Consider the following 12,734-nt stretch of genomic DNA (forward strand, 5'->3'; position numbering starts at 1 on the left):
TGGTTCAATATGTCCCGCCTTTTTTGGGGAATTTCCCTTGCTGATTTCAGGGAATTCTGACGCTTTTTTTCGGTAATTCTAGTGTATCATAAACAAAGTCACCCCAAGAGGCAGTCCTGCGCTGGTAAAACCAATAAATAGCGGAATCGAGGAACAGGAGCAAAACGGCGTTACGGTTCCAAGCAGTGCAGCAATGAGATTTGCTCCGATGCCGTGGAAACGCCCAAGAATCCGCTTACTTCGTTCCGGCGGAAAATAGCTCTGAACATACGAAATCATAAAAATCAAAAAACAGAGCAAAACTGTAATCTTAATCACATCATAGAGAAAAAACTGAACACTGCCGCCCCATAGAGATTCTACATCAAGGCCAACAGCCGAAAGACCATTCCCAATCACCCCATTCAACCATTTCATCCCCAGCACCTGGTCCTGGATAAACAGCCAAAAAAAATGTAAAACTTCCATAAAAGAAACTCCTTTTAGATAGACAAATTTAAAAATTTCTAAATATCGCTTCAAAGAAAAGCCATCTCTCCCGATGGCCATTTTTTATTTATCACAACAGCCCTGACTCTGCCCACTGGAAGCATCCAGAGATACCAGTTGTTCCAACAGCATTTTCGCCCGTTCTGCACCTTCCTGATTAATGGAATAATGCACCCATTTTCCTTCTTTGCGCCCCTGTACGATATCGGCATCACATAGCAGCTTCATATGGTGGGAAAGTGTGGGCTGTGTAATATGCAGATCATCCAGTAACTTGCACGCACATTTCTCCCCTGTCCGGAGCTGCGCCAAAATTTTCAGACGGTTTTCATCACAAAACGCCTTAAATATCCTTACTGTATCACTATATGCAGATGCCATAGCTTTCACCTCACATTCACTTTTTTCAATCTATCTATATTATATGCAAATATTTAAAAATGTCAATATCCTCTTTCGCAACATATCGAATCATTAATTTTCACATCTTTCCGGATAATCCTTATCCTTCCAATACCACCATTTCAATTTCTCCGGTTCATGCTGCTCATGTTCTGCAAAATATACTGCACAGCGAAATACATACAGAACACACCTGTCATCCTGAAATCCCTTTTTCATACAATCCAAACGATACAATTCTTCCGGGTCTTTTCCCCTTAAGTCTGAAATGCAGTGGATTCCGATATTCTTCAGATGCTGTTCCATATTTGCTCCCACACCCGGTATCTTCTTCAAATCACTGATTTTATTCTTCTCATTCTGCATCATCCCAAATCCTCCTTCCGGAAAAGGCATGAGCGATTTGATATTGTCAATATCCCCAGATTGCTCATGCCCTTTCTACTTTTCATCATATCATAATAAATACGACAACTATCTGTCATGTTTCAATCGCTTTTCGCATCAGCCCGACTCAAAAGGTTCTCTCTTTTGCCAAAAAGTACCCGAAAAGCCCGGAAAATCACTGTTTCTTAACGAGAAGAGCCACTGTTTCAACATGAACACTGTGAGCGAACATATCTGTACATCGCACTTTTTGTACTTTATACCCATTTTTTTCGAGGAACTTCAAATCCCTGGCCAATGTGGCCGGATCACAGCTCACATAAACAATGCGGTCTGGCGCCATCTGTACCATACACTGGAGAAGTTTTTCATCACAGCCCTTTCTTGGAGGGTCCACCACGATAACATCCGCATGGGCGCGGGCTCCCGGATGTTCTGCGGCATACCGGTCATAATATTCCGGCAGCACCTCTTCCGCTTTTCCAACAAAAAACTCTGCATTCTCAATGTGATTCAGGCGGGCATTTTCTCTGGCATCCTCAATAGCCTGAGGCACAATCTCCACGCCACAGACCTTTTTGGCATGCTGTGCCAAAAACAGGGAAATGGTTCCGATTCCGCAATATAAATCCCAAACGGTTTCTTCCCCTGTCAATCCGGCATATTCCAACGCTGTCCCGTACAATTTCTGCGTTTGCACCGGATTTACCTGAAAAAATGAAAGGGGAGAAATCTGATAGATAACATCCCCAATTTTATCGGTTATGTAGGGTTTGCCCCACAGGCATTTCACCGTATCGCCCAGAATTACATTGGTTTTTTCCTGATTAATATTCAGACAAATGCTGCTCATGCCCGATATATTTTTAAGCACATCAATGAGAGCATCCGCTGCCGGAATCCGTTTGCCGTTAATCACCAGACAGACCATAATTTCTCCAGTATATTTGCCAATTCGTGTAAATATGTGGCGTACCAGCCCCGTATGCGTTGTCTCATTGTATGGAGAAACATTATGAGCTTTCATCCACTGACGTACACAGGCCATTAACTCCCGGTTCATCGGATGCTGGATAAAGCATTCATCCATAGGAACGATGGAATGGGTTCTCCCGGCATAAAATCCGGAGATGATATCCCCTTCTTTACTCTGTCCCACAGGAAACTGAGCCTTATTCCGATAATACCATGGTTCTTCCATCCCTATGATAGGCTCCATGATATAATCTTTAACCTGGCCAACCCGTTCTAAAAGCTCCCGGACCTTATTCTCTTTATAAGAAAGCTGTTTTTTATAAGCCAACGGCTGAATCTGACAGCCGCCGCAGGCTCTGGCCTGAGGGCATCGCGCTTCGACCCGGTAAGGTGATGGGGTCAAAATCTCCATCAGCCGGCCATAACCGTAGGATTTTTTTACTTTTATAGTTTTGGCCTGAATCCTGTCACCAATCAGAGCATCCTTGACAAATAATGTAAAACCATCAAGCTTGCCGATTCCTTCACCGCTGCTTCCCAGATCAGTGATTGAAAGTGTTACAAGATCATTTTTCTTTAAACTTTCTTTCATCTAAAAAAACCGCCTTTGTTTAAATCTCTTTTATTTCGAGGTTTTCCGCAAATTCGACTCGAAGAGCCGATTATAACCCATCCATTCCATATTATCTGCTGCTGCCGCAAAAATCTCCGTCATAGTTTCCATTTTTGCATCTGTATTATCCGCCAGATTTAATGCCAGTGCCTCGACCAGCGCCGGCTTTTTCGGTGAACCATATTCCAGTTCCCCGTGATGAGCCAGAATACAATGCTTCAATTCATTGGAAAGGACCTTTGGAAAATCAGGAATATCCCGGATCCGGTCATGAATCATTTCCGTTCCCACCACAATGTGACCAAGGAGCTGTCCCTCATCCGTATAATCATTCGCCGGGAAAAGGGAAAGTTCCGTCGTCTTTCCGATATCATGACACATGGCCGCAGTCAGCAACAGATCCCGGTTCAAAATCGGGTAACGCTTACAATAAAAATCGCATAACTTTGTCACACTCAGCGTATGTTCCAGCAGACCGCCGACAAAACCATGATGTACACTTTTCGCTGCCGAATGTTCCTTGAAGCTTTTAATAAAAGCGGCATCTTTCACGAAAAAGCTCTCTAAAAGAGCTTTAAGATAAGGATTCTGTATCGTCCCAATATATCCCGTCAATTCCTTCATCATGTCGTCAATGGCAAACCGGCTTGTCGGCAGATAATCCCGAATATCATATTCCTGTTCCTGCGTCCGGCGGACCCGGCGCACATTTACCTGTAACGCCCCCTGAAAACTGGTCACCATTCCATCAATTTTTATAAAATCCATGGACTCAAAATGCTCAATCCCATTATTCAAATCCCATACTTTAGCATCTACCGTCCCGGTTTTATCCTGAAGAAGCAGAGAGTAATAACTTTTCCCGGCCTTTGTTTTTAAATTCTGTTTGTTTTTGCATAAATAAATGCCGGAGATATTGTCTCCCTCCCGAAGTTCATAAATAAATCTCATAAATCTATCCTCATTTCTAATCCTCATTGTGTAAATAGTATAGCACATCTCATAGTTTCCGGGTACATTAAATGACGCAAGAAAAAAGGAATACCCCGAAAGATATTCCTTAAATCACAAAATACGTTACATTTTATCTTTTACTTTTTCAATAACCTCTTCCGCTACATCTTTCACATCGGAAACAACTTCCTTTGTCATCCCGATTGTCCGGTGGATCACACCCTCCGCTTTTACTTTTTGATTTCCGGTAAGATTCCCGGCCATCATTTTGGTTTTGCCTTTAACCCTGTCTGTAAATCCTCTGTCTGCCATAATCACACCTCCTTTGCTATTAATATAACCAATATAAAAATAAAAAATCCATTTTCATTTTTCCTGTTATAGGGTACAATATTAGATACAATCATATGAGGTGTCAAACTATGAATGAAAAAGCATTACGAATTTTAGAATACAATAAAATTATAGAAAAACTGACGGATTTTGCCACATCCCCGATGGGCAAAGAAATGTGTAAAAACTTACTTCCATCAACGGATTTAGGAGAAATCTGCCAGGGACAGATGGAAACAAGCGATGCACTCTCGCGAATTTATGCCAAAGGAAGTCTTTCCTTTTCCGGACTGAGAAACATCCGTGACTCTTTACTCCGACTGAAAGTTGGATCCAGCCTGTCGGTCACCGAATTCATGCATATTGCTTCCCTGCTGGAGACAGCCCTTCGCGCCAAATCTTACGGACGCCGGGAAACCGATGATATGTCCACCGATTCACTGGATGGATTATTTAATACTATCGAACCATTATCGCCGGTATGCCGTGAAATCCGCCGTTGTATCCTATCTGAAGAAGAGATTGCCGATGATGCCAGCCCAGGCTTAAAACATGTGCGCCGTTCCATCAAACTGACCAATGAACGGATTCACAGTCAGCTGAACACCATGGTCAATTCGTCTTCCGTCAGTTCCATGCTCCAGGATAATCTGATCACCATGCGCGGCGGAAGGTATTGTCTCCCGGTAAAGGCCGAATACCGCAGCCAGATTCAGGGAATGATCCATGATCAGTCTTCTTCCGGTTCGACCTTATTTATCGAACCGATGGTAGTTGTCAAATTAAATAACGATCTTCGTGAACTGGCGGCCAAAGAAAAAGAAGAAATTGAAAAAATCCTTGGTGAACTGAGCAACCAATGTGCTGAATATCAGGAAAAATTATCAACAAATATTACCGTAATGACCCACCTGGATTTTGTCTTTGCCAAAGCCAATCTTTCCAGAAGCTACAGCGGAACAGAACCTTTATTTAATGAAAAAGGCTATATAAATATCAAAAAAGGCCGGCATCCTCTTCTGGATAAAAAGAAAGTCGTTCCCATTGATATTTCCATCGGAAAAGATTACCGGCTTCTTCTTGTGACCGGGCCAAACACAGGCGGTAAAACCGTATCATTAAAAACGGTTGGCCTTTTAACACTGATGGGTCAGGCCGGTCTGCACATTCCGGCTTTTGATCATTCCGAACTGTCTGTTTACGAAGATGTATTTGCCGATATCGGCGATGAGCAGAGTATTGAACAAAGTCTGAGTACCTTTTCATCCCATATGACAAATATTGTTTCCATTATTGATAAATCCAATTACCGTTCCCTCGTTCTTCTGGATGAGCTGTGCGCCGGAACGGACCCAACGGAAGGAGCCGCCCTGGCTATGGCGATTTTGAAGAATTTCCTGCGCCGGGACGTGACCACCATGGCAACCACCCACTACAGCGAACTGAAAGTTTTTGCCCTCTCTACTGAAGGCGCCTGCAATGCCAGCTGCGAATTTAATGTAGAAACTTTAAGCCCTACGTATCGGCTTCTCATTGGCATTCCCGGTAAAAGTAATGCCTTTGCGATTTCGAGCAAGCTTGGTCTGCCGGATTATATGATTGATGAAGCAAAAAAATTCATTGATGTCAACGACCAGAGTTTTGAAGATTTAATTGCTGATCTTGAAACAAGCCGTTCAACTATTGAAAAAGAACGGCTGGAAATTGAACAATACAAATCTCAAGTCGCCGGATTAAAACAAAAGCTGGAAACAAAACAGGATAACCTTTCCAAACAGAAAGAGCGCATCCTCCGTGAAGCCAACGAACAGGCCCGTAAAATTCTTCAAGATGCAAAGGATTATGCGGATCAGACCATCCGGGACATGAATAAACTGGCCGCAGGAAAAACCGGCAACATGAAGGAACTTGAAAAGAAACGTTCCGCTGTCCGGGATAAACTGTCTAAGACCGACGATCGTTTGGCTATAAAAAAAGACCAGGCAAAGAAAAACCGGCCGGAAGATTTCCATCCGGGCGATAGTGTTCGCGTTCTCAGCATGAACATTAAAGGAACTATTACAGGAAAACCAAACAGCAAAGGACAGATCGCCGTACAGATGGGTATTTTAAAATCCATGGTCAGCCTGACAGACCTGGAATTACTGGACGAAGAAGTCATCAAGGCTCCGACCTTAAAGAAAACCGGCGCCGGAAAAATTAAAATGTCCAAGTCCGCTTCCATCAGCACCAGTTTAAACATTATCGGAAAGACCGTGGATGAAGCCATGCCGGAACTGGACAAATATCTGGATGACGCCTACCTGGCTCATTTAAATCAGGTCACCATCATTCACGGCCGGGGAACCGGAAAACTCCGGACCGCCGTTCATAACAAACTCAAAAAATGCCGCTACGTCAAATCCTACCGCCTCGGCGCCTTTGGCGAAGGCGAAACCGGCGTTACTATTGTAGATTTTAAATAACGAAAAAGAGTGTTTATCTGGCCGTTTAACAACCGTCAAAACACTCTTTTTCATCTTTTTACAGCTACTTATCGGAATCATAGTCTATCTTAAAATTCATAATAATCGCCCGAACAAGCATACTTTCAATCCGTGATTTCATATCCCAGTCTACCTCATAGTGCAGGTTTCCCATATCGTCATAAACCTTACGCGTACATAATTTACATATATAGGAATTATGACATTCAAGGACCTTCTCTAATGCTTCCGCGTCTCCGCGGACGGCCGCCTCCACAACAGCATAAGGTAAACGATTATCTGTGAATTTTTTCGTCATCTCTACTCCTCCAGGGCTTTACGCATTAATTTCAAGGCCTGCTCTTTTCTGCGAATTACAGTCCTCAAGGAACAATCACATATCTCTGAGATTTCTTTATTTGTAAATCCCAAAAAATAGTACAGAAGCAAAATGTCCTGATAGATTTTGTCCAACTGTTTAATGGCCTCACCGATATTATCATCTCGAATTTCTACCAGATAACCATTGACACTAAAATGATGTGATACACCAAAATATTTCTTTTCAGTTATTAAATAATCCAGTGCATTTTCACACAGCAAAGAAAGAGACATTTCTTTCTCATTACGCCGGCCAATCTCCTCATAACATCTCCGTGCACTTATCCTTAATACTTTTACACAAAATGCTGCAAATCGATAAGATACCGTCTCTTCGAATTCATTCATCTATTCTCCCCCCTGCTCATTACCTTCATGTCCATTTATATTGTTCCATCAAAGCTGTAAATTTAAAATCCCTGGTAAATCCAAAGACAAACTGTAAAGCAGACCATAACCCACACCTGACAACCCGGTCATCAGACTATAATCATATTGCTCATGCAACACGGTCATCGTGTCTTTTTTCAAGAATATTTCCTGCAAAACCTGAATACTCTTTAACGCATTCTTCTGCAATGAATCCTTCCATAAATCTATGCCAGCCAAATTTCCAATCAGGACGTTGCCCAGATTTCCATGACATAATCCGACTTCTTCTCTGCAGAGTACATTCGGATGATCTGACATTAACCTCTGAATTTCCCGCTCCACGGCAACCTTTTTTGCCCCTCTGAAATATCTCAGTGAAAGTTTCCAGCCAAACAGTATTCCGGCCGTCCCATGACACCACTTAAAATCAGACATATAGGATTCTTTATTATTTCTTAAATCCCGCCATCCGCCTTTTTCCGGACAATATAATGTTTTCTCGTAAAGGAACGCCTGAAAAGCTGCATCCAGATAGGTGCTTTTTCCGGTATATTCGGCCAGCCTCGACAAGGCATACATAATACCCGCGCAGCCATGCGCAAATCCACCAAGCAGTGCACCATTACTTATACTCTTCCAGCCCATTCCCGTTTCCGTCCGAACGGCATTTTCCAACAACATTTCTGCGGCAATCTCAGCCATGTCCAGATATGCTTTTTCCTGCTGAATATCATACATATTCAGAAAGGCCATAATAGCGCCGGCGTTTCCACCGACAATATCAAACTGATTGTCTGATTTCAGGTTCTGTACCACTATCCGGCAGTGCTTTGCTGCATATTCTAAAAATACTAAATCCTTTGTAATCCGATATAAAAGCTGATATCCATAAACAATAGAACTTTCTCCAAAAAAAATCCCCGTCGGCAAATCTTTTTCATTGCTGTTGGCTATCTTGTCTGTATACTCAAACAGTTCTTTTATCATCGGCTCATATACTTTTGAAATTTGATGATCTGGATTCAATTTTAGAATCGCCGCTGAAAAAACAGCCATCCCTATGATTCCCTCATAAAGATATCTGTCTGACATTTCCATATAATAGGTATAACGTTTATCCACATTAACGGACATGATTCTTGTATTTATCCACCGAATCTTTCCTGATGTTTCAATCCGATGCTCATATATCACATCCGCAATCTTTGAACATAAATGCTCTATTGAAATATCTGTATTTTGCGGTATCCGGTCTCTTAAAAACGCTGCCCTCGAATAACTCAACGCTGTTTCGATCAGATGTTTTTGTACCCGCAAATCTTCCAGTGTCCGATTTTGAATTTGATGCTCAATAAATTCCGTTCCCGTCCGATGATAGAAGGTTTTTAACGGTTTTCGCCGGGAATTAAGAATTGTCCCTGAAGCCATATGAAACTGAAAATAGGGAATATCCCCATTCAGCATATCTTCGATTTCCTGCTCCACAATCCAGGACTTATCCTTAAACTCTGGAATCATCAATGCATTTTGAAGAAAATCCCGACGTGCTCCTTCCTGCTGCATAAACTGAGGGTGGTAGGATAAGTCAAGAATCATATGATATTCCTGAGTATTACGGAAAAGCTGACGATAGAGAGACTGCTGCATCATTTCCGCCAATTGGCTGACCTGAGCTTTATGCTCATAAATATATCGATATCCGGCCTCAAAACCTTTATAAATATCATCCAGATATTTTCCCGGATCAACAACCTGCCCGGCTAACCGTACACGATTATTTTTCTCCTGGGTCTCGCCGTATTTATAAGCAATACGCATGGTTGATCTGCCAGGATTGGAAATGACCGGAATCTGCAGATTCATCATCTGCTTACCGCCGCCGCAAAGCCCGCTGAAATCCGCATTGAAGTTCTTATTTCGGGCGCCATAAAAGGGCAATATCCCTATCGGCAGTACCGACATTCCGATAAACGTGTTTGTCTCCTTTTCCTCCGCCGGCGCCTGTTCCGGAGGTAGCTGAATCAATGTTTCATAATCGATGATTACCGGATATTCGCCGCAGGCTACCATATTTTCATAATGCATATCCCCGCTATGACACAGGTGACAAATACACAAAATCATCCCAAGCCGGGTAAAATAATTTTTCACCTGCTGCTCAGACCGGCATTCCCTGTAGGTCGCCTCTTTCTCCCAAACATACGTGTCCCGCTCCAACGCAGGATTTATGTAGGCCGATACCCCACAGGAATTGCCAATCCGAACATACAGCGCGTTGAAAAAATGAATACCTGTATTCACCCTGGATTTATGGTAAATAACCTGGCCATTATCCAGTTCTACACGATACACGACTCGATTTTCACAATGTGTGTCCGAACCGCTTCCCGATATCCGAACGACTTCTTCAAAAGGTTTGTCCGCGAAAAATTCAGCATTTAAATCCATTCTGTCCAAGGCCAAATGTTGAAGAACTTCTATTACATTTCGAATATAGAATTTCGAACTCTTAAATATGGCATCCCGCCAAATCGGATATTTTGGAAACAGTTTCTGTACATACTCCGGCTGCATCAGATGATGACAAACGTAATCCGCATACTCCTTTTCTTCCGAATCTCCTGTCAGTTCCCCGGCTTCCCGCCGAACGTTCATGTCGTAGATCAGAACCCGTTTAGAAATTTTAATTAAAATCTGCTCCAAAACACTCAAATCCAAGACTTCCCGCACCGGCCGTCCCGGTATCTTCCTAGCTGCTATTTCATGTTGGATTTCTTTTTGAACTGCACTGACGATACAGTCAAAAAAGGGATTGAAAATATTTCCGGGATTCTCACTAAACCCATTATTCTGTTTTAAGCTTTGATAAACAATATTTTCGAATTCTTCTTTACTCATTGTCATCTTTTAGTTTTAATTTTGACTAGCAACAAATTACTGTAGTCAAGTCTGCACATGTATTTGTTACCATGCTTAAAATCAAAGGCGTAGTCGCCTGCATTTTCTGGATTTCATCCATTTCCTTTCGGATATCACCGGCCAGATTCATGCTGTTTTCGTTTTTTCTGTTTTCCATTTGACTTTCCTCCTTTGCTACTTTATTTTACCTCTTGATTATATCCCTATTTTCTACTTTTTCCCATCCTGTCCTTAAATTGTCGAATTTTGTCCCTCAATCTTTAATCTACAGGTAAACTAATGTACAATTCAAAATTATCTTTTTGAATACTATACTCCTTATGTCCATCATACTTCTGGATCACATTATCAATACATTTTATACCAAGACCATGCAATTCCTTATTATTTTTACTTGTTTTAAAAAATTCTCTTTTTTCTGTTTCACGCTCCTGTATAGCATTTTTAATGAAAATCAATAACATTTGATTTTGCCTTTTAATTCTTAAATATATCAAACGCCTCTCTTCTTCAACTTTCTCACAAGCCTCGATCGCATTGTCCAGTAGGTTTGCTAATAATACACACATATCGTTGTCCTTTATATCAATTTGAGAAATAAAATCTATTTCATATGTAAAATTAATTTGTTTCTCTACAGCTTCAGCAATCTTATAATTTACAATAATGTCAATAATTTTACATCCTGATTCCACTCTCTGATTAATACTTAATGTTCCATGAATATACGTCCCGATATACTCCAACGCTTCCTTGCTTTTCTCCTCTTGTAGTAATTGATTCATTACTAGCATGTGATTTTTGAAATCATGATACATCATTCTATTTTCATCATATGCCTTTCTTAACGATTGATAATTTGCTTCTAACATACTATTTCTCATATAAAGAAGTCTCTTTTTTTCTTTCTCTTTAATTAATAGAAAATAAAACATAAAAACACCACATACAATAAATAAACACACCAAATAAAAGGTCCAGAATTGAAGTAATCGTTCACTATAATCAAACCGATATACCTGAAAAAAGCAAATAATCCCAATAAAACTGTAAACATAAATTATCCGCCTGTATAACGTATTCTCATATAAATAATCAAGCAAAAGCCCTTTTTTAAGTATTTTATACACCAGATAATATGTTACAGAGAGAATAATCATAAATATACTTCTCGCAACACCAGCGTTAATTAAATCCCAATGGGCAAATCTACTCATTCTATCTATTTCAAATACTACCGTAACAATTAATAAATCTATTAGCCTCATTCCGTGAACATATATGGCGACTAGTGCAGATAGTTTCTTTGCTTTCCATTTTGTATATATTCTAACAAACAAATTCATAAACAGTATTAAAATATATGTAATGGCATTAGAATATACTACAAATTTATAATTAAATCCACAAAACCACACCACCGGCACGCTCGCTACAATAATAATGATATTCTCAACCCACTCCTTTTTATTAGTCTCGACCTCATACTTCTCCAAAAATAACTTTATTCCCCAGAAAATCAATGAAAAATAGTTTAAATACTCCGTGGTCCAAAATAATAAATGTTTATACATGGCTTCTCCAGTATGCATTAATCTGCTTTTTCACTCTTTCCAACTGGGGCTTGCTGACAGAAATGATCTCCCCGTTGGACATGTAAATTTCCTTATTCTTCAACTTCATCACATGCTCAATGTTGACAATAAAACTCCGGTCCACATAAATAAATTCTTTTTCTGGTAATTCTTCATAAACTTCCGATAAGGTCTTGCGAATGGTGCTTTCACCATTACGGGTCTGAAATACAACATTTTTTCCGCTTTTATACAGATAATAAATATCTTTTACCGGAACTTTTTCTAATTTTGTACTCACTGTAATTCGATAAGATGGTTCCATTCTGGATTGAATCTCCTTTTGAATATTTTTTAATGTCACATCCAACTTCTTTTCCCATTCATCCTTCAATATGTACTGATACGCTTTCGCACTATAGCCTTCAATCGCATATTGTGGATAGGCTGTAAGAAATACAATATAACAATAGGGCGACTTTTCTCTAAGTATCCGCCCTAAATCAATTCCCGACATGTCTGGAAGGTCAATATCTAATAAATAGATGTCATAATATTTCCCGTCATCCACTTCATACAATAATGCTTTACCGCTGCTATAACAATCTACGCTTACAGCCAGATGTACTTTTTCATAAAAAGAATAGATTTTCTTTTTAATACTTTCATAAAAAATCTGTTCATCATCTAATACCGCAATCTTTAACATTATACATCGCCCTCTCAACCTTATCTTTTGTTACATATTCTTTATTTGCATTTTTCTTTAGGGTCAGTTTAACATTCCACAAATTCAGCGTAAAGCCTATAACTTGTGGATTATTTTTACACAAATTTGTGTAAACAAAAAAAATGCTTCACCTTTATATA

The 12,734-nt window shown here is 40.3% G+C and carries 12 protein-coding genes and 1 pseudogene; 1 reads left to right on the top strand and 12 read right to left on the bottom strand.

What is annotated here, in order from left to right; genetic code table 11:
- Window positions 1-96: 96 nt before the first annotated feature.
- From EV212_RS12905 to EV212_RS12930, 6 genes and pseudogenes are all read right to left on the bottom strand, one after another.
- Window positions 97-468: pseudogene (locus EV212_RS12905) on the bottom strand (permease); the annotation flags it as partial.
- 84 nt (window positions 469-552) lie between these two features.
- Window positions 553-870 carry an ArsR/SmtB family transcription factor gene (locus EV212_RS12910; RefSeq protein WP_132094271.1) on the bottom strand — a complete coding sequence of 106 codons (318 nt, stop codon included), beginning with the start codon at window positions 868-870 and terminating at the stop codon, window positions 553-555.
- A 93-nt stretch (window positions 871-963) separates the two neighbouring features.
- On the bottom strand, window positions 964-1,260 hold the full coding sequence (locus EV212_RS12915) for a helix-hairpin-helix domain-containing protein (protein ID WP_243115565.1): 297 nt from the start codon (window positions 1,258-1,260) through the stop codon (window positions 964-966).
- A 193-nt stretch (window positions 1,261-1,453) separates the two neighbouring features.
- Entirely contained in the window at window positions 1,454-2,845 is a 1,392-nt protein-coding gene (rlmD, locus tag EV212_RS12920) for a 23S rRNA (uracil(1939)-C(5))-methyltransferase RlmD (RefSeq protein WP_132094274.1), read from the bottom strand.
- A gap of 30 nt (window positions 2,846-2,875) precedes the next feature.
- On the bottom strand, window positions 2,876-3,817 hold the full coding sequence (locus tag EV212_RS12925; protein WP_132094277.1) for a 3'-5' exoribonuclease YhaM family protein: 942 nt from the start codon (window positions 3,815-3,817) through the stop codon (window positions 2,876-2,878).
- A 126-nt stretch (window positions 3,818-3,943) separates the two neighbouring features.
- The gene (locus tag EV212_RS12930; RefSeq protein ID WP_132094280.1) at window positions 3,944-4,132 is read right to left on the bottom strand and encodes a CsbD family protein; all 189 of its coding nucleotides are present in this window, start codon (window positions 4,130-4,132) and stop codon (window positions 3,944-3,946) included.
- A gap of 110 nt (window positions 4,133-4,242) precedes the next feature.
- On the opposite strand from EV212_RS12930, the gene EV212_RS12935 reads away from it, so the two are divergent.
- Entirely contained in the window at window positions 4,243-6,618 is a 2,376-nt protein-coding gene (locus tag EV212_RS12935; RefSeq protein ID WP_132094283.1) for an endonuclease MutS2, read from the top strand.
- 64 nt (window positions 6,619-6,682) lie between these two features.
- Here the strand turns inward: EV212_RS12935 and EV212_RS12940 are convergent, their stop codons facing one another.
- From EV212_RS12940 to EV212_RS12960, 6 genes are all read right to left on the bottom strand, one after another.
- Window positions 6,683-6,937 carry a helix-turn-helix domain-containing protein gene (locus tag EV212_RS12940; protein WP_132094286.1) on the bottom strand — a complete coding sequence of 85 codons (255 nt, stop codon included), beginning with the start codon at window positions 6,935-6,937 and terminating at the stop codon, window positions 6,683-6,685.
- A gap of 2 nt (window positions 6,938-6,939) precedes the next feature.
- Window positions 6,940-7,347 carry an RNA polymerase sigma factor gene (locus EV212_RS12945; RefSeq protein WP_132094289.1) on the bottom strand — a complete coding sequence of 136 codons (408 nt, stop codon included), beginning with the start codon at window positions 7,345-7,347 and terminating at the stop codon, window positions 6,940-6,942.
- 48 nt (window positions 7,348-7,395) lie between these two features.
- Window positions 7,396-10,269: a type 2 lanthipeptide synthetase LanM family protein gene (locus EV212_RS12950; RefSeq protein WP_165873384.1), complete on the bottom strand. Its 2,874-nt coding sequence runs from the start codon at window positions 10,267-10,269 to the stop codon at window positions 7,396-7,398.
- 25 nt (window positions 10,270-10,294) lie between these two features.
- Complete coding sequence (locus EV212_RS13520) at window positions 10,295-10,447, bottom strand: hypothetical protein (protein WP_165873385.1); 153 nt, start codon at window positions 10,445-10,447, stop codon at window positions 10,295-10,297.
- A gap of 103 nt (window positions 10,448-10,550) precedes the next feature.
- Window positions 10,551-11,864: a sensor histidine kinase gene (locus tag EV212_RS12955; protein ID WP_165873386.1), complete on the bottom strand. Its 1,314-nt coding sequence runs from the start codon at window positions 11,862-11,864 to the stop codon at window positions 10,551-10,553.
- A complete protein-coding gene (locus EV212_RS12960) occupies window positions 11,857-12,573 on the bottom strand; it encodes a LytR/AlgR family response regulator transcription factor (protein ID WP_132094298.1) in 717 nt (238 codons plus the stop codon). The genes EV212_RS12955 and EV212_RS12960 overlap by 8 nt, the downstream gene beginning before the upstream one ends.
- Window positions 12,574-12,734: the final 161 nt, after the last annotated feature.

It is taken from the genome of Frisingicoccus caecimuris (assembly GCF_004340975.1).
Classification (GTDB): Bacteria; Bacillota; Clostridia; order Lachnospirales; family Lachnospiraceae; genus Frisingicoccus; species Frisingicoccus caecimuris.